This is a genomic window from Bacteroides cellulosilyticus (assembly GCF_020091405.1).
GTDB lineage: Bacteria > Bacteroidota > Bacteroidia > Bacteroidales > Bacteroidaceae > Bacteroides.
This window is the reverse complement of the sequence record NZ_CP081903.1, coordinates 5,487,311-5,506,193: the sequence shown is the minus strand read 5'-3', so window position 1 is coordinate 5,506,193 and position 18,883 is coordinate 5,487,311. Positions and strand designations below refer to the sequence as shown.

Annotated in this window: 20 protein-coding genes; all 20 read left to right on the top strand. The window is 34.4% G+C overall.

What is annotated here, in order from left to right; genetic code table 11:
* Positions 1 to 21: 21 nt before the first annotated feature.
* The 20 genes from K6V21_RS21025 (at position 22) to K6V21_RS20935 (ending at position 18,751) form a co-directional block, all read left to right on the top strand.
* Entirely contained in the window at positions 22 to 558 is a 537-nt protein-coding gene (locus K6V21_RS21025; protein ID WP_224319767.1) for a UpxY family transcription antiterminator, read from the top strand.
* A 62-nt stretch (positions 559 to 620) separates the two neighbouring features.
* On the top strand, positions 621 to 1,109 hold the full coding sequence (locus K6V21_RS21020; protein WP_224319766.1) for a UpxZ family transcription anti-terminator antagonist: 489 nt from the start codon (positions 621 to 623) through the stop codon (positions 1,107 to 1,109).
* Positions 1,110 to 1,127: 18 nt separating this feature from the next.
* Positions 1,128 to 1,670, top strand: coding sequence for a dTDP-4-dehydrorhamnose 3,5-epimerase (gene rfbC, locus K6V21_RS21015; RefSeq protein ID WP_224319765.1), 543 nt, complete (start codon positions 1,128 to 1,130; stop codon positions 1,668 to 1,670).
* A gap of 233 nt (positions 1,671 to 1,903) precedes the next feature.
* Entirely contained in the window at positions 1,904 to 3,289 is a 1,386-nt protein-coding gene (locus K6V21_RS21010; protein WP_224319764.1) for an oligosaccharide flippase family protein, read from the top strand.
* Between the two features lie 7 nt (positions 3,290 to 3,296).
* A complete protein-coding gene (locus K6V21_RS21005; protein WP_224319763.1) occupies positions 3,297 to 4,523 on the top strand; it encodes an O-antigen polymerase in 1,227 nt (408 codons plus the stop codon).
* Complete coding sequence (locus K6V21_RS21000) at positions 4,516 to 5,403, top strand: hypothetical protein (protein ID WP_224319762.1); 888 nt, start codon at positions 4,516 to 4,518, stop codon at positions 5,401 to 5,403. Before K6V21_RS21005 ends, K6V21_RS21000 begins: the two co-directional genes overlap by 8 nt.
* A complete protein-coding gene (locus tag K6V21_RS20995) occupies positions 5,396 to 6,280 on the top strand; it encodes a glycosyltransferase family 2 protein (RefSeq protein ID WP_224319761.1) in 885 nt (294 codons plus the stop codon). Before K6V21_RS21000 ends, K6V21_RS20995 begins: the two co-directional genes overlap by 8 nt.
* A gap of 5 nt (positions 6,281 to 6,285) precedes the next feature.
* A complete protein-coding gene (locus tag K6V21_RS20990) occupies positions 6,286 to 7,665 on the top strand; it encodes a bifunctional cytidylyltransferase/SDR family oxidoreductase (protein WP_224319760.1) in 1,380 nt (459 codons plus the stop codon).
* 1 nt (position 7,666) lies between these two features.
* Positions 7,667 to 8,917, top strand: a complete 1,251-nt coding sequence (locus tag K6V21_RS20985) for a CDP-glycerol glycerophosphotransferase family protein (protein ID WP_224319759.1) — start codon at positions 7,667 to 7,669, stop codon at positions 8,915 to 8,917.
* Positions 8,914 to 9,432, top strand: a complete 519-nt coding sequence (locus tag K6V21_RS20980) for an acyltransferase (RefSeq protein ID WP_224319758.1) — start codon at positions 8,914 to 8,916, stop codon at positions 9,430 to 9,432. Before K6V21_RS20985 ends, K6V21_RS20980 begins: the two co-directional genes overlap by 4 nt.
* 18 nt (positions 9,433 to 9,450) lie before the next feature.
* Entirely contained in the window at positions 9,451 to 10,731 is a 1,281-nt protein-coding gene (locus K6V21_RS20975; protein WP_224319757.1) for a nucleotide sugar dehydrogenase, read from the top strand.
* 5 nt (positions 10,732 to 10,736) lie between these two features.
* Complete coding sequence (locus K6V21_RS20970; RefSeq protein ID WP_224319756.1) at positions 10,737 to 11,726, top strand: glycosyltransferase family 2 protein; 990 nt, start codon at positions 10,737 to 10,739, stop codon at positions 11,724 to 11,726.
* Between the two features lie 102 nt (positions 11,727 to 11,828).
* On the top strand, positions 11,829 to 12,524 hold the full coding sequence (locus K6V21_RS20965; protein WP_224319755.1) for a hypothetical protein: 696 nt from the start codon (positions 11,829 to 11,831) through the stop codon (positions 12,522 to 12,524).
* Positions 12,525 to 12,537: 13 nt separating this feature from the next.
* Positions 12,538 to 13,128, top strand: coding sequence for a sugar transferase (locus tag K6V21_RS20960; protein WP_224319754.1), 591 nt, complete (start codon positions 12,538 to 12,540; stop codon positions 13,126 to 13,128).
* Positions 13,129 to 13,234: 106 nt separating this feature from the next.
* On the top strand, positions 13,235 to 14,368 hold the full coding sequence (locus K6V21_RS20955; protein WP_224319753.1) for a DegT/DnrJ/EryC1/StrS family aminotransferase: 1,134 nt from the start codon (positions 13,235 to 13,237) through the stop codon (positions 14,366 to 14,368).
* 67 nt (positions 14,369 to 14,435) lie between these two features.
* On the top strand, positions 14,436 to 14,681 hold the full coding sequence (locus tag K6V21_RS20950) for a DUF6364 family protein (RefSeq protein WP_224319752.1): 246 nt from the start codon (positions 14,436 to 14,438) through the stop codon (positions 14,679 to 14,681).
* A 527-nt stretch (positions 14,682 to 15,208) separates the two neighbouring features.
* A complete protein-coding gene (locus K6V21_RS26700) occupies positions 15,209 to 15,340 on the top strand; it encodes a hypothetical protein (protein ID WP_258771004.1) in 132 nt (43 codons plus the stop codon).
* A 109-nt stretch (positions 15,341 to 15,449) separates the two neighbouring features.
* The gene (locus tag K6V21_RS20945; protein WP_224319751.1) at positions 15,450 to 16,820 is read left to right on the top strand and encodes a DUF262 domain-containing protein; all 1,371 of its coding nucleotides are present in this window, start codon (positions 15,450 to 15,452) and stop codon (positions 16,818 to 16,820) included.
* Positions 16,821 to 16,826: 6 nt separating this feature from the next.
* Positions 16,827 to 17,966 carry a DUF3696 domain-containing protein gene (locus tag K6V21_RS20940; RefSeq protein WP_224319750.1) on the top strand — a complete coding sequence of 380 codons (1,140 nt, stop codon included), beginning with the start codon at positions 16,827 to 16,829 and terminating at the stop codon, positions 17,964 to 17,966.
* Positions 17,963 to 18,751, top strand: a complete 789-nt coding sequence (locus tag K6V21_RS20935) for a hypothetical protein (protein WP_224319749.1) — start codon at positions 17,963 to 17,965, stop codon at positions 18,749 to 18,751. The genes K6V21_RS20940 and K6V21_RS20935 overlap by 4 nt, the downstream gene beginning before the upstream one ends.
* Positions 18,752 to 18,883: the final 132 nt, after the last annotated feature.

The following is an 18,883-nucleotide window of genomic DNA, read 5'->3' as shown; positions in this document are numbered from 1 at the left end:
TTTTCTGAATGAAATCATCGAATGGAAGCGGATAAAGATAGCGAAATATGGTACGCCATGCGTGCCACCTACCGTAGAGAGCCTGATGCGATGCGTCTGCTTGAAAAAGAAAGGTTGGGCTGTTTCGTTCCCATGCAATATAAGATCAGCATAAAGAAAGGTAAGAAAGTCCGTGCTCTAGTTCCCGTTGTACATAACCTGCTTTTTGTCCATGCCCGTCCTTCTGAGGTGAAGCGTATCAAATCACAGGTAAGCTATTTGCAATACATTACGGATACCCGTAGCGGTCAGAAGATCATTATCTCCGATGGTGAGATGCAGCGTTTTATTGCTGTAGCCGGTACTTACAATGATCATCTCATGTATTTCCAACCTGATGAACTGAATTTGTCCAAAGGTACAAAAGTTCGTATCACGGGCGGTGACTTTGAGGGCCAGGAAGGCATTTTCCTGAAAGTAAAAGGCGCACGTGATCGTCGTGTGGTTATCGAGATACAAGGTGTTATTGCCGTTGCGCTTGCTACCATTCATCCGGATCTCATAGAAGTAATCAAATAATTGACGATCGGCCGTTGCCATTGAACAGCTGATAAATCATAAATTATAAATCATAAATCATTATGTCTCTTTCTGAAGAAACACTTGCTCTTCAGCGTGCAGCGCACGATCTGATGTATTTAGGTATGGACGGTAATCCGATCTATAGCGACGACCTTTCCCGTCGTAACGGTGAAGTTTATCGCCTGACTACGGCTTTGTATAATTCCGGTGCCAAAGGTTCCACAGTTGAAGAACAGGCTAATGTTTGTCTCGCTCTTCTGATGGGCTATAGTGCCTCATTTGTAGATCACGGTGAAAAGCAAAAGCATATCCAGGAGGTCTTGGATCATTGTTGGGATATTCTTGATGCTCTTCCTGTTTCGTTGCTGAAACTTCGTTTGCTCACTGCCTGTTATGGAGAGGTGTTTGATGAGCCTTTGGCGGATGAAGGCCGTACTATCATTGCTTCCTGGGATTCTGCATCACTCACTGCTGAACAGCAAGAAGCTATTGAGGAATTTCAGAATGTGGTGGATAATCCTTATCCATGGGAATATATTGATGAATAAAAGTTGCCTTTTAATAATATGGAAGTTCTAAAAACATTAATTGAAGGTGTTGTAATCATTGAACCTCGTCTTTTTAAAGATGGTCGTGGCTGTTTTTTTGAGTCTTTCAATCAGAAAGAGTTTGAAGAAAAAGTTTGTAAAACGACATTCGTACAAGATAATGAATCCAAATCGTCTTACGGTGTTATTCGCGGATTACATTTTCAAAAGCCGCCTTTTGACCAAAGTAAATTGGTTCGTGTTGTGAAAGGTGCTGTCCTTGACGTAGCTGTAGATATACGGAAAAGTTCTCCGACTTTTGGGCAATATGTATCAGTAGAACTGACAGAAGATAATCATCGTCAGCTTTTTATTCCACGAGGCTTTGCTCATGGCTTCTCTGTTTTGAGTGATGAAGTTATCTTTCAATATAAATGTGATAATTTCTATGCCTTTCAATATGAGGGAGGAATAGCATGGGATGATCCTGATTTGGGAATAGACTGGAGAATACCTGCCAATAGAGTTCTCTTGAGTGGAAAAGATAGACTGCATCCAGTTTTGAAAGATGTTGATTTGTAAGTCATCAAATTATGATGATATTATAGAGCTTAACTATGTCACCATCATAAAAGTATTTAAGTGTGTAGGGACTTCATTAATCTTCTACCACTAAAATCAATTTGGCAACAAGTCAATATTAAATTCAAAACAAATTATTAACGAAACTTAGTTTTGGGCACTGTAAAAGAATGTATGCCCTTAATTGAGTGCTTACTTATATCCAATAATTGATATAGAAAATTGTTAGTGCATTGTCAAAGGCTAGTATTCTAAATAATGTTTTTTATAATGGTGCAGTTCAGACTTCAAGTATATTGTTGAACCTGCTATTAATGCCATATATTACCCGAATACTGGGCAAAGATGCACTTGGTATCAATTCGTTTGGACAAGCTATTGTCGGTTATTTCGTATTGTTGGGGAACTTGGGAATCACCATTTATGGTGCTAAAGCAATTGCCGAACGTAGAGATGATAAGAATAGTAAACAACAGAAATTTGCTGAATGTGTAACTTATCAATTCTTTTTCAATCTAATAGCTATTCTTTTATATAATAGTTGGGTGATTTTTCAAGGAGATTATATATATTTCTTGTTTAATATCATCATTCTTACCTCTATGACAGATCTTTCATGGGCGTATACCGGTATGGAAAGATTTGATTTAATTGCTGTTCGGAACTTAATAATTAAAATTGTAGGTACTTTACTCATTTTTCTTTTTGTAAAACAACAGGAAGATTTATCCTTGTTTATTATCATTCAGCAAGGGGTTTTATTAATTAGTAATGTTGTTTTTTGGTTTGAGTTGGATAAATTGGAGATTGTTCCTCGATTTTCATCGTTAACTCTCTCCTTGAAAAGTATATTTAAGCCTGCGATATTCGTTTTTATTCCAAGTATTTTTACCTCCTTGTATCTCTCTTTAAATAAAGTTATGCTAGGATATTTGTCAAGTGTAGATGAAGTTGCAATTTACGATTATCCCAATAGGCTAGTACGTATCGGCATTACTTTTATAGGAATTTTGGGTACTGTAATGATGCCCCGATTAGCCTATTTACATCATAATCAGTCGAAACAAGAATATCAGAATAAAACGAAGGATTTATTTAGATATTCATTATTAATAAGTGTCCCTGCCTTTTTTTTATTAGAGTTAGTAGCATTGCCATTATGTGACATATTTTTTTCTGAAGCATTTGAAGGTGCTGACATGGTTATGAAAATTGTTGCACCCACTTTGATTACATCTGGCCTCAGTCTGTATGTAATTTATGTGAGTCTAAATAGAATGAAGATCTTCTTAAATTGTGTTGCTATAGGGGCGTTGGTTAGCTTAGTTCTAAATGTTTTGCTGATGCCCCAATATGGAGCTACGGGAGCTGCTATCAGTTTGTTGGCAACCGAGATGGTGGTACATATGTTGTTACTATATTATTTGCGTTCAATTTATTCATTAAAATGGTTATTACACTATCTTCTTAAAATTATTGCAATCTGTACATTTATTTATATACTATTGGTAATTGTATTAGGATCTATTCTGTCTTTACAGGAAATGTGTCTTGCAATATTGTCTTATGGAATCTTATATGGCTTGTGCTTTCTGCTTTATTTAAGGAAAACTATGTAGATATTGTATGGGCATACTTACTTTTTTCTTTTTATTCGTTTTATTGCTGCTGATATATAATTATGTGAAAGATTTTTTTCACCCTGCAGTTGTTACTTTGTTATTATGGTGTATACTTGTATTGATATATAATGTTACAGACCATGAACTATATGATTTATCCAATCGATTTTATTGGGCATTGTTATTATGGATAATTCCATTTAGTTTATCGTCGATTCTTATTTGTAAGTTTGATTTTGCATTTGCACATTGTTTGTCAAAAAAGCATAATTATTGCGTAAACTTATTGTATCCAATTATGGTTGTTTCGCTTATTGTTGCAATATATGGATTATATACAAAAGGGCTATATTATAATGGAGATAATTTTTTTAATGGAATACGGGCTGCGGGAGTTGCTTTACTAAATGGAGAAGAAGAAACATTTGAATTACCGTTTTACATTCGTATTCCATCAACAATTGCAAGTTATTCGTTAATTGTTTTTTTAGCATTATACGATGACAAAAAGAAAAAAAAATACTATATTCTTTTTGCACTATTATTAGTGCTTTTCTTTGTTTTCCGAAGTAATAAATCAGTAATAGCTCAGTTGATATTTTCCTTATTGGTAGTTCATTGTTTAGGTAGAAAAATTTCTTTTAAGAATATACTTATATATCTAGCAGGATTCGTACTATTGATGTTTGCAGCTCATCTATTAAGAAGTAAGGATAGCTCTGAATTTGATATAGTGAAATTTATTTCGGTTTATTTATTGTCTCCTCTTCCTGGATTTGATAATATATTGAATAATCATTATAATTATATTTCCTCATTTAATGGAGAATATACTTTCCGCTTTTTTATTCCTTGCTTACAGTTATTAGGATTTGATGTAGAGGTAAATGCAGATTCATTCAATTTGCATAACTGGACTTATACTCCTTTGCCTGTAAATGTATATACCATTATGTTCAATTTCTATGTGGATTATGGTTTTGTTGGTATATTTTGTTTCTCTACTTTTTTGGGTACATTTTTTGGTGTTTTATATAAATATGCGAAACGTAATTATCAAATGTTTAGGGTTTTGTATGCTAATTTCTTTTATGTTTTAGTATTTCAGTTTTTTAGTGATAATTTCTTTACTTTTATGGGGGCCGTATTGTCTACTATATTTTTTACACTATTCATGTATCTGCATATATCTTTCCGTAAAACGATAATTAAAAAAGCGATTAATGAGTAATTTCGTTTGTCTCAGAAAAATTAGAAAGATAGGAGTTATGATACTGTTTTTCATTTTCGCTTCTTTCTGGTACTCTTGCACTTCTTTACGAAATGTTAAATACTTTCCTGTAGAAACCAATCTTCAAAAGAAATGGGGACAAGGAATGGCAATACATGGACAATATGTTTTTCTGCTGACTAATACAGGGTTATGTAGAATTTATGATATGAGAAAGGGGGTGTTTGCAGGATCCTTAATATTAGCATCTGCTCATGAGAAAAACCATGCAAACAATGCTTGTTTTGGTGTTGAATATTCGAAGGATAATAATAAGTTTCCTGCATTATATATTTCTGAATGTGAAGCTCCATATAGATGTTATGTAGAGAATGTTACGGAATATGAATCTCGTTTAATTCAGATAATACAATTTCGGATAGGTAATAAACCTCAAGCAGTACATGATTGGATTGTAGACAGAGAAACTGGTCATATTTATGCTATTACTCAGTTATATCCATTTAATAAAGAACGGAATGGGTTCGCTACTCAAATTGTAAAATTTGGTTTACCATCTATTAATACACAAGAAGTAATATTGAGCGATGTTGATATAGAGGATTCTTTTGAAGTCTTTTTTCCTCATATTTTGCAAGGAGGGGTAATATATAATCATACTCTTTATTTACCATCAGGTGCTTCTGCTGATAGTCAAGTCCAATATGGCAAAGAAAAGGCTATTGTTATAATAGATTTGAAAAAGAAAGAAATAAAAAGAATAATAGATGTACAGGGTATTTTGAATAATGAGCCGGAAGGAGCTGCATTTTGGGGTAAATCTCTAATGATTTCTTGTGCTCCTAAAGGGTTATACCAATTTTTCTTGAAAGATGAATGATATATTAGTATCCATAATTATAGTAAATTATAATACATGTCCTTTGACGTGTGCGTGTATAGATTCAATTTTCCAAAATGTTCATTCTTGTAAGTTTGAGGTTATTTTGGTAGATAATGCTTCTTCGGATAATTCTATAATTGAAATAAAAAGAAGATACGCATCATCTGTTAAATTAGTAGCGAGTGATTCTAATTTAGGTTTTGGACGGGCCAATAATTTGGGAGTAAAGCATGCCTTTGGACAATATCTGTTTTTATTGAATTCAGATACGGTATTAAGGAATGACCCTTTCTCATATTTTTTTGAGTTTCTTCATAGAAGGGAAAATATAGGTGCATTGGGTGCTTATTTGAAAGATGGTAATAGGGTTTACACTAAAAGTGGTGGCAATTTTTATTCGATGAGCAAATATCTCATGATGGGAGTGAAAAGATTTTTTTTTGTTCCTTCCAATGAAGAAATCCCGTTATCGAATGATTCCTGCAAAGTAGAATACGTGATAGGAGCAGATTTATTTATCAGAAAAGAGCTGTTTGAAGAAATAGGTATGTTTAATAAACACATTTTTATGTATTTTGAAGATGTAGAGTTATGTAAACGTCTTCACGATGCTGGTTATCGTTCCTATCTTATTCCAGGACCTGAAATTATTCATTTTGTTAAATCTAGTTCTACATCCCAATTTTCACGAGTATACAATACCGCTTCTCTAATGTATTGTATAGAAAAGGAAAATAGCCATTTAAAATTTTTCCTTTTTCAGATAGCCTATTTCTTATTAAAGATTCCTCTGTTGCTGAATATTAAAAATATTAGAAAAGAATGGGAATATATTAGTAGCATATTTAAGTATAAACAATATTTGGTAAAATAAGAGACATGAAGAATATAGCCATAATTTTAGCTGGTGGTATTGGTAGCCGTTTGAATGCAGGAATTCCAAAACAGTTTTTGAAAGTTGCAGGGCTCACTGTAATTGAACATACGATATCAACATTTCAACGTCATAGCCTTATTGATGAGATAGCCATTGTTGCTAATGAGGCGTATCATCATAAAATAGGGGAATATATTGTGAAAAACAAATTCTCTAAAGTGAAGAAGATTTTGATGAGTGGTGCGGAAAGACATTACTCTTCTTTATCTGCCATTAAAGCTTATGAAAATGATGAAGAATGTAATTTGATATTTCATGATGCAGTTCGTCCTTTAATAAGCTCTCAAATAATAGACCGGGTGATAATTGCTTTACAAGATTATGAAGCGATAGATGTTGCAATTCCCTCAACCGATACGATTATACAGGTTGATAGTGACAATACAATTATGGGAATTCCCCTCCGTCGGATGTTAAGACGAGGGCAGACTCCTCAAGGATTCCGTTTGAACACCATAAAAACCGCTTATGAGAAAGCTTTAAAAGATCCCGACTTCATCACTACAGACGATTGTGGTGTGGTGTTGAAGTATCTTCCTGAAACAAAAATATGTGTGGTAGAGGGGGAAGATAGCAATATGAAGTTGACTTATAAAGAGGATTTCTATTTGATAGAGAAGTTGTTCCAATTACGAATGACCAATTTTCAGGAGCATGTACTGACTAATTCTGAAAAAGAAAAATTGCAGGGAAAAGTAATTGTTCTTTTCGGTGCATCATCTGGTATAGGTTTTGACTTAATGAATCTGTGTCGGGATTGTGGAGCTGTTGTGTATGGTTTCAGCAGAAGTCTGAACCATGTAGATGTTAAAGATTTGGATAGTGTGCGTTCTGCTTTCTCTTTAGTTGCCAAAGAGATGAATAGGATAGATTATGTTGTTGATACAGCATCCGTTCTTTATAAAGAACCGTTGGCTCACATTAGTTATGAGCGGATAGAGGAGGCTATAGACATCAATTATAAGGGAATGGTACATGTGGCTAAAGAGGCGTATACCTATCTTGAAAAGAGTCGTGGGCAATTAGTATTCTATACTTCCAGTTCTTATACACGTGGTCGCATGAATTATAGTATCTATTCGTCTACGAAATGCGCCACTGTAAATTTTGTGCAGGCTTTAGCTGAAGAGTGGGGAAGTTTGGGAATTCGTGTGAATTGCGTGAATCCGGAGCGGACAAAGACTCCTATGCGTACCAAAAACTTTGGAATAGAACCTGAAGATACTTTGTTGAAATCAATGGATGTAGCAGTAGTAACAGCTAAACTCTTAGTCTCTGATTTAACCGGGCAAGTAATAGACGTAAAGCTAAAATCAATATAAAATGAAGACATTAAAATTGTTGGAGACATTTCTGAAGATGCGTAGCAAACGATATCTCTTAAATCGATTGCTAGAAGTTGTATTAGGATACCCTTTATATGTTTTCTCCTTTTTGTGTGTTCGTGACAGAAATAAATGGCTATTTGGAACCAATGTCGGATTTGTAGATAACGCTAAATATTTATTTATATATACCAATGAACAGAAAGACAAAATTCGTCCCATTTGGATAACATCATCTAAAGATGATGTAGAAAGAATTCATAAAATGGGATTTGAGGCATATCTTAAGTATTCGATAAAAGGATTGTATCACTCATTAACAGCTCATGTTTATGTTTTTACATATCATTCTAAAGATATAAATTTTTTTACTTCTGGTAATGTGTGCAAGATTAACTTATGGCATGGTGTTGGAATTAAAGGGGGAAATGGAGGTAAAAAAGATAACAATTTTGCTTCGAAGAAGAATAGTAGTTATTTAACAAAAATACTTCTTCCGCATATGTATGAAAAGAATACTCTGTTTTTGTCTACCTCCGATATGATGGATAAGCATTTTAAGCAAATGTTTTCTTTGGATGATAAGGTTATTTTTGATGCAATCTATCCCCGTTGCTATTATATGTGTAAATCTAAGAAGGAAATTCTTTCATTTATTGATAAATATGAACCCAAATCAATGAGGGAAATGATTGCTAAACTGTCTAATTATGATAAAGTATATCTTTACATGCCGACTTGGCGAGGTAACTTGAATGATGATTTTATACATGAAGCTAATTTTGATTTTGAAAAGCTGAATGACATTTTAGTAAAGCAGAATAGATTATTTATATTGAAACTTCATCCTGCGGTAAGAATATTGCAGAATGTAAATGAAAAGGAGTATTCTAATATTTGTTTTTTAGATAAGAGATTAGATATTTATCCTCTTCTTCCTTTTGTTGATATTCTTATAACAGATTACTCATCTATATATTATGATTTCTTGTTATTAGACAAAGGTATTTTATTGTATCCATTTGATAAACAACGTTTCATAGAAAATAGTAATGATTTGGCTTTTGATTACGACGAATATACACCAGGAAAAAGAGTTTATTCTATGACAGATTTTTTATCTGTTATTGCATCAGATGATATTCTAGAAATTGATGATAAAGATAAAAAAAGGATATTGCATGCTTTTTGGGGTAAATCAGATAAAAACAGATTAGATCTCCTATATGATAAGATAAAGACTGTATGAAGCATCGTTTACTGTTATTATATTCTTGGCTGGTTAAAACTGTGTTGTTTTTTTTTCCTGACATTCCGTTAATTATGAGATTTCGGGGATTCTTATATAGTTTAGGAATGCCTTCATGTGGAAGTAATTTTCAAGTAGCTCATAACGTAATATTGAATTCTATTGAAGGACTTACTGTTGGAAATAATGTCTATCTGGCAATGGGAAATATCATATATGCTCATGGGAAAGCTATTATTGGAAACAATGTAATGTTTGGTCCTGACTGTTTACTGACTACTGGAAATCATACTTTTGGGAATGGCTCATATCGTTACGGTGCATCTGTAGAGAAAGAAGTCAGAATTAAAGATGGCTGTTGGATTGCAGCTCATTGTGTAATATTACCAGGTTCCGTATTACCAGCACGCTCTATATTGGCTGCAGGTGCTGTATTAACAAAGCATTTGCAGGAAGCGTGTGAAGATGCTATTTATATAGGCATTCCTGCCAAGTTTGTAAAAAAAAGAATTTAATTTTTAGCAGAATATTTCATGGATCAGATTAGAATTGCCGTAATCGGCCTCGGTTACGTAGGGCTTCCTTTGGCCCGCCTTTTTTCGACGAAGTATAAAACAGTGGGTTTTGATATGAATCGGTTGCGTGTAGATGCTTTAATGGCAGGATACGATGCTACATTGGAGGTCTCAGATGAGTTGCTTCAAGATGCTATTCAAAATCATGGTTTTATCTGTACAACAGAGTTGGAAGATATTAAAGATTGCAATTTTTATGTTGTTGCAGTTCCCACTCCTGTAGATGTAAATAACCGTCCGGATTTGAAGCCGTTATGGGAAGCCAGTGAAACTGTTGGAAAAGTAATTTCAAAGGGGGATATTGTAGTTTATGAATCTACGGTTTATCCGGGGGTCACTGAGGAAGAGTGTTTGCCGGTTGTAGAAAAAGTCTCAGGTTTGAAATTTAACGTCGATTTTTTTGCTGGTTATTCTCCGGAACGCATTAATCCGGGAGATAAAGAACATACTGTAGAAAAGATTAAAAAAGTAACTTCTGGATCAACTCCTGAAATTACAGACATTGTGGATAGTATATATAATTCAGTTTTGGTGAACGGTACTCACAAGGCTCCAAGTATTAAAGTAGCAGAAGCCTCTAAAATTATTGAAAATTCTCAGCGAGATGTGAATATTGCCTTTATGAATGAATTGGCAAAAATATTCAATGCAATGGAAATTGATACAAATGATGTGATAGAAGCTGCTGCCTCTAAATGGAATTTTATAAAGCTGAAACCCGGACTAGTCGGAGGACATTGTATTAGTGTAGATCCATATTATTTGATACAGAAAGCACAAGTTTACGGTGTACTGCCACGAGTGATGTCTGCTGCCCGCCGATTGAATGACGGCATGGGGGATTATGTAGCCAATCAAGTGATTAAGCTGATGAATAAAAAAGGTGTTTTGGTAAAAGGGGCAAAAATTTTATTGTTAGGTATAACATTTAAAGAAAATTGTCCGGACATCCGTAATACAAAGATTGTGGATATTTATAGCACTCTGTCTGAATATACTCAAAACATTGTTGTATACGACCCGTGGGCGGATTCTGCTAAAGTTAACCATGAATATGGTATTTCTCTTACAGAAAAATCTTTGGAAGAGTTGCGTGGGGGATTTGACGTTGTTGTGTTGGGTGTAGCCCATGGTGCTTTTAAAAATGAAGACATTCGCTCTTTCTTGAAAAATAAGGATGGGGTAGTGTATGATGTAAAGGGCATTTTGGATAGAGAAATTATAGACGGAAGACTGTAAGAGTTATGCTTTCTATTATTTGCCCTATTTATAATGAAACAAAATATATTGATGTGTGCATTCAATCTATTTTGCTTCAAGATTATCCTAAAGAACACTTGGAAGTGCTATTTGTGGATGGCATGAGCCAGGATGGTACTCGTGATATAGTGGGTAGCTATTCTAAGCAATATCCTTTTATCCGTTTGCTTGATAATGAAAAACGTATAGTGCCGATAGCTATGAATATTGGGATAAAAGCATCAAAGGGAGATGTTATCATGCGTTTAGATGCTCATGCACAATATCCAACAAACTATTTTTCGGCATTAGTGAAAGCGTTGAAATCTTTGGATGCCGATAATGTAGGGGCTGCTTGTCGGACGGATGTGCTTAATAAGACGGCTAAAACTTTAGCCATAAAAGAGGTGTTAAGTAATAGATTTGGCGTAGGAAATTCCACATTCCGTTTAGGGGTTGACAAGGTGATGGAAGTAGACACAGTTCCTTTTGGCTGTTGGAAAAGGGAGATTTTTGATAAATATGGTTTTTATGATGAACGTTTGATAAGAAATCAGGATATAGAACTGAACAAACGTATAGTACGTGGAGGAGGACATATTTATATTGTGCCTGATACGTATTGTGTTTATTTAGCTCGTGAGACATTCAAGGGGCTGGCGAAGAACAATTTTGGAAATGGAAAATGGAATATATTGACAGTGTACTATACAAAACAAATGAAATCCCTTTCAATAAGACATTTTGTACCGTTATTGTTTTTGTTGTCTTTGATTATTCCATTGGTTATGATGCTTTTCTATTTTTCGGCTGTAATTATTTCGTTAATCTCCTTATTATTGTACCTCATTTCGATTTCTGTAATCAGTTTATCATTGTCTTTGAAAAAAAAACTGTGTTTCAGTTATTTGATGATGGCTTTTGTTGTTTTGCATTTATCGTATGGGTGGGGATCTTTAAATGGTATAATTAGTGTATTGAAGTATGGAAAATAGTTTTACTTTATATAAGGGGTGTTGGTTGAGTAAATGTCCTCCACATAGTAGTCGTTATTTGAAAACAGACGAATGTGATAAATTGTTAAGTGGGGGGGGTATTTGTTAAGAAATGTTTATGGCTGGGATTGCGAGCATGAAACTTCATTTTGGTTTGTCATAAAAGATTCTTTTGGAGGAATGGAAGAGCTGTCTTCAAAAATGAGAAATCAAGTGAAGAAATCGTTGAAGACATACGATGTGTGTCGTGTATCGGCAAGTGAGATGCTTCGGGTAGGTTTCCCTATTTTTCAAGTAGCGGTAGAAAACTATAAGGTGAAAGCTGCTCGGATAACTGTGGAAGCTTTTGAAACTAGAATACAGCAAAGTGAAAAAGTGGGCAATGTTGATTTTTGGTGTGTATATACAAAGGAAACTCATAAAGCGGTAGCGTTAGCCATTAATACGCTTCATAAGGATTGTTGTGAGTATAATACAATGAAGGCCGATCCAGCTTATTTGAGAAATTCCACTTATCCTTATTATGGGCTTATCTATGAAATGAATCGTTATTATTTACAAGAATTGGGATTTAAGTATGTAAGTGATGGCGCTCGCAGTATTACAGAACACTCAAATATTCAGTCTTTTTTGATAGATAAATTCCATTTTAGAAAAGCTTGTTGTCAATTGCAGATAGTTTACCAATGGTGGATGAAAATTGCTATAAACATATTATTCCCCTTTCGTAAGCTGATTTCTGTTCAATCTGTAAAAGCTATTTTGAATATGGAAGCAATGCGAAGAAATAAGTATTGATGAATTTTTTATTATGTTATTAAAATCTCTTTTCGATCGTGGAGGTTCCTTCTTCGGTCTTATCTTTTTGTTTCCTGTTTTATTGGTTGTAGCCCTCTTGATTTGTATCAAGATGCCAGGTGGTCCTGTTATCTTCAAGCAGAAAAGGGTTGGACAACATGGTAAGTTGTTTACCATGTACAAATTCCGTTCTATGACCGTTAGTCATTCCGGTAGTTCTGTTTCAGTGAAAGGAGAGAGCCGTATCACTCCTTTGGGGGCGAAATTGCGGAAATATAAATTAGATGAATTGCCCGAATTATGGAATGTGCTGATAGGTGACATGAGTTTTGTCGGTCCCCGTCCGGATGTTCCGGGATATGCGGACAAACTGGAGGGTGACGATAGAAGAATGCTGCTGCTGAAACCGGGAATTACCGGACCAGCAAGTCTGAAATATAGGAATGAAGAAGAACTGTTGGCAGAGCAGGAAGATCCCCAATGGTATAATGACAAAATACTTTTTCCGGATAAAGTAAAAATAAATATAGAATATCTGGATCATTGGTCTTTGGGAGATGACATTAAAATCATTATTTATACAATATTTGGAAAAGGTTTGTAATATCATAAAATGGTTATTTGTGCCTTATTATCTGTGGCGTAAATAGCCTTTTTTTTCTTATACGCTTACTTTTCATATTATCATTTTCTTTTAATCATATAATTTAATGGACAAGAGAATTTATCTTTGCCTTGCTCACATGAGCGGCAAGGAGCAGGCTTTTATAAAGGAAGCTTTCGATACTAACTGGGTTGTTCCTTTGGGCCCCAACGTGAATGCTTTCGAAGAAGAACTGAAACATTTTGTAGGACAGGATAAGGAAGTTGTTGCTTTATCTGCGGGTACGGCAGCTATCCATCTGGGATTAATTCAATTAGGAGTTGGAGTCGGCGATGAGGTGATCTGCCAGTCATTCACTTTCTGTGCGTCAGCCAACCCTGTTGCTTATCAGGGGGCGACTCCTGTATTTATCGACAGTGAGGAGGATACCTGGAATATGGACCCTGCTTTGCTGGAGGAAGCCATCAAAGACAGAATCGCAAAGACAGGTAAGAAGCCGAAAGCTATTCTTCCTGTTCATCTTTACGGTATGCCTGCCAGGATTGATGAGATTTGCGCGATAGCCGCTAAATATGATATTTCAGTGCTGGAGGATGCTGCGGAAGCTTTGGGTTCTGAGTTTAAGGGACAGAAGTGCGGTACGTTCGGTACCTTTGGTGTGTTGTCTTTCAATGGTAATAAGATGATCACGACTTCGGGTGGCGGCGCTTTGATTGTTCCTGATGAAAGCACCAAGAAGCAGACTATGTTTTATGCTACGCAGGCTCGTGAACCTTTCCCTCATTACCAGCATGAAAAGATCGGTTACAATTATCGTATGAGTAATATTTGTGCCGGCATCGGTCGTGGTCAGATGACTGTATTGGATGAGCATATTGCGCATCACCGTCATGTGCATGCTCTTTACGAGAAGGCTTTTGAAGGTGTGGACGGTATTACTTTGAAATCTAATCCTGATGGTCGTTTCAACGCTAATTATTGGCTGTCTACTATTCTGATAGATCCTGTGAAGACCGGTACTAACTATGATGAGGTCCGCCGTAACCTGGATGAACAGGGAATTGAGACCCGTCCCTTGTGGAAACCTATGCATTTGCAGCCTGTCTATGCAGCTAATCCTTGTTATGTGAATGGTGTTTCTGAACGTTTGTTTAATATGGGTTTATGTATTCCTGCCGGTCCTTGGGTGACGGATGAAGATGTGGCTTATATTGTAGAACAGATAAAAGGCTGTTGCTAAAAGTAGTTGTGGAATCTTGCGGATTGAATAAATAGTGGCATCTTTGTAGTAGAAAGGAGAACGAGATATGACAACGAATTTAACAATAGAGTTAGACAATAACTTATTGGAAAGCCTTAACCAATACGCTAAAAGCAGAGGAAGAACTGTATCTGAAATATTAGAGGGACAGTTGCGCAAATTGGTGCAGATTCAATCAAAGAGAAAAACAACTCCGGTTTCTACTAAACTACGTGGAGTTGTAAAGTTGCCTAAGGATTTTGACTATAAAAAGGAGATGGAAGAAAGATATAAGAAAAGCATTGTATTCTGAATTTTCTGATTATGAAGATGCTATACGGCATTATGCTGCGTTACAAGATGCTTCAGTTGAAGGTGTAATAACACGGAATATTAAAGATTATCAGTATTCAGATATTCCAGTGCTGTTACCAACAGAATGCCATAAGTAATATTAAAGTTTGTTGGACTAATAAAGCAAGTGAGCCGCTATCCGGAAATCATTCGGATGGTGGCCTTTTTTGTTTGTGGACAGATCCACTGCCTTCTTATTATTTGCAGGGGGCGGGATAGCTTGGTTATTTTCTATTTTTAAGCTGGAAGATTATAGTTAATATTGGTAGCAATGCAGTTACTTGCAAGCAATGCTCAGAAAAATATTTCATTGTGAACTCTAATAATTTAAAGAATATACCTATTGAATAGAAAAAAACTATAACTTTGTTCTCAATTGATACAATTGTAAAAAATAGCTATTCACGTAATATTTGTAATTTGCATTGATTATTTCGAAAGAAAAAAGAGTGATTAGGCAAAATATTGTATTTTTAATTAATGGTTATGGCTATATTTGAAATTGGTACTAATTTTGACAATGTAGATGTATCACAAGAATTTGTCAATCGAGGAGTAACTTGTATTGGGTGGAATATTTTAGAAGCTCCAGAATTATACAGATATTTAGAAATGTAAAAAACGGCGATGTGATTTTTATTAAATCATTTTCTCTAGAATAGGGAAATAGATAAATAGTTGATCTTGTTGTTTTATAATAATAATATTAAGTAAAAATGATAACAATATGGTTGTAGAATTACAAGTAGGAGATAGTAATTTTATTCATTTAACTCCTTTAAAGGAAATAGACTCTGACAATAATTCAATTTATGTGTTGATTGATCAGGAAAATAAACCGTGGATGAAATTACGGCATAGTGGAAGTAATTTTGTAATATTAGAGAAATCTGAGGAAATAACTGAATCTATCGAAAATTTGGATGCTAAACTAGATCAGCTATTGTTAAAAGTTATAGAATCAGAGCAGTCGGGGACTGAAAATACAGAAACGACCATTGAACCACTAATAGATCCTTATGATCCTGACAAAATAAAAGTGTCTTCGAAACAATTTAGTATAAAGCTCATTAAAGATATGATTGATGGTGGTGATGTTGATTTAAGTCCTGATTTTCAGCGTAATTTTGTGTGGAATAGCGGACAAAAATCTAGGCTTATAGAATCTATACTTCTGAGAATACCGTTGCCAATGTTTTATTTCTCTGAGGATGATGAAGGGAGATTGGTTGTAATTGATGGGTTGCAACGTCTTACAACCATCAATGAATTTATGGATAATAAATTTCCTCTTTGGGGATTGGAATATTTGAATAAAAACTGTGAAGGACGCTATTATAAAGAAGAAGATGGTAAAAAGGGGTTAGATGCAAAATATTTTAGATGGTTTAATTTAACTCAATTATCTAGCAATGTAATAGATCCTTCGTCTCCCACAAAAGTAAAGTATGATATTTTTAGACGAATTAATACAGGTGGAAAACCTCTTAATAATCAAGAAATAAGGAATTGCTTAGCAGGAAAGGGGTTGCGAGAAACACTTAAAAAGATGGTTAATTTACCAGAATTTAAGAGAGCAACAGACCACAGTATTAAGTCTACAAGAATGGACGATCAAGAAGTTGCATTACGGTTTATATTGTTTCATGAGCTTATTAATGAAGATGAGACATTGGATAATTATACTGGCTATATTGAACAATTAATGGATGATATAACAGAACGATTAGTGAAAAAAGAAGAGAAGGATCTTAGTCATTATGTGGACTTATTTTCTAAATCAATGAAAAATGCCTATTATCTATTTGGCTCTCGTTATGCATTTCGCAAAATTCAACTGAAAGATATTGAACCAGGAGCATATAAACAATTAATTAATAAAGCATTATTTGTTAGCTGGTCGGTATTATTGTCAAAATACGATCCTGTATTAATTGAAGAGCGTAATTCTGTTCAAGCTCTATTAATGCCATTGGCTAAAGAAATAACCGAAGACCAACAGTTTTTATATTATTTGTCTTCAGGCACAAATGGTAAAGCTAATGTTAGGTATGCTTTTATGAAAGCTAGCATGATAATTGAAGATTTTTTAAAATGATTGTTTATGAAGTATTTGGAAGTAAAGAATTTTAAATGTTTTCGAGATATTAGATTGCCCATAAATGGATTAACTGTTTTGGCGGGCGCTAATGGAAATGGTAAAAGTTCATCTATTCAAGCACTGTTGTTGTTACGTAGTACTATTGAACGTTGTTCAAAACTGAATATACAGAAACATGAATATGAGAAGACTGAAGAAAAAGGTCTTACTTTTATAGAATTAAATGGTAAATATTGTTTAAATCTTGGTAATTGTGAACATGTAATATCCCATAGTTCAAATAATTCTATAGTTGAATTGGAGTTTTCTGATATGACATCATCTTTTGAAGTAAAATATGATGCGTCAGGTGATTCTTTATATTTGCGTCCATTTGTTGTTTCAAATCGTAAGCGTCCGTTGATTCTTTTTCAACATGAATTTCATTATTTAAATGCAGAAAGATTAGGACCTCGTATTAAGCAAGAAATCAGGTATTTTGATTTTCCCAATACTGGTTTTCAAGGAGAGTATGTTGCACAGTTACTGGGCGATACTGATTTTAGTTATTCGTTTAAAGTTGAAGATTTGCGAAGACATCCTAAGGTGCTAAGTCCAAGACTGGAACAACAAGTAAATGCTTGGCTTAATGAATTAATGCCTGGGGTCTCAGTTTCTTCAAAATATGATAGGTCAACAATGTCAGCGCAAATAACAATGGATAATTTTTTCTCTTCAGGAGGAACAGTTTTACCTCCTAATATTGGATTCGGAATAAGTTATGTGTTGCCAATTATTGTTACAGGATTAATAGCACAAAAGGGAAGTATGATAATTGTTGAAAATCCAGAAGCGCATCTTCACCCTTCTGCACAATCAAAGATTGGTCGCTTTTTGTCAATGGTTGCAGAGTCTGGTGTGAGTGTCATTGTAGAAACACATAGTGATCATGTATTAAATGGGATTCAGATTGCTTGTGCAAAATGTGAAATAAAACCATCAAGTGTTTCTGTTAATTACTTTACTCATAATGAAAACTCAGATCAACCCATTCTTGAAACTATATCTGTTAATGAGAAAGGGGAACTGTCTTACTGGCCTCGAGGCTTTTTTGATCAAACTCAAATAGATTTTGCTGAACTTTTTAGACTACGAAAGCGATGAATAATTTCTATTTATTGAATGAAGCAATTGATTTGGCTGACTTTGTTGCTTTTAAAGAGGGAATGCTAGAGTTGAATGCTATAGAAAAAGAAAATGATGATAATTTTTGGAAGCATGATGATGTATGGAATCTGAGAGTTATTGAAATTTTATTTTCGACTTATGGACAAGAAGAACAAGTTATTTCTCAATTTTTAATGCAAATAACTTCAAAAAATGGAGTCTATTTGGGCGATGAAGAAAGTTTGGATAACTTTTTCCCGAATGAGCTAAATGCCTTTCTTGGAATTGATTTTTCTTTGATTGATTGTATAAGAGGAGAAAAACAAATAATAGATAATAACACTTTTCAACTCATAAAAAAGAATGATTTGTGGAATGTCACCTATCGAAATATGTGGAGTAAGAAAGAGAAATTATTTCCAAATTTAATATTTTGTGAAGATGTAGAAAAACAATTATTACTAATTGGAGATTCTTCTTATTTTAATCAAATCATAGACAGGCTTGTGGTGTTTAATAAAGCTGTCTCTCTATGGAAAGAAGGTTCGTTTAGTTATAAGACCATTAACGCTAATTATTCATTGAGAATTTCTCCAGAATCGGATAAAACAATGAGCAAGTTTGGTAATGAGAGAATATGTAAATTACCAGATGGAAATACTGAATACTTTGAATTACATATAAAAACAGGTGATTTGAGATTTCATTTTTATGCAGATGACTGTGTGAAGAAAGTGTATATTGGATATATTGGACCTCATCTGAATACGATTACGGGGTAACTGTAGTTTCTCTGGCTCTCGGTGTTTGATTTATGATCTGATTCATTGTTACTTATAACTTTTCTCAGAAAAACTGCTCTCACTGCTCCTTTTCCTTCTTTTATTAGAGATTTAATCCTCACCTTTGCATTA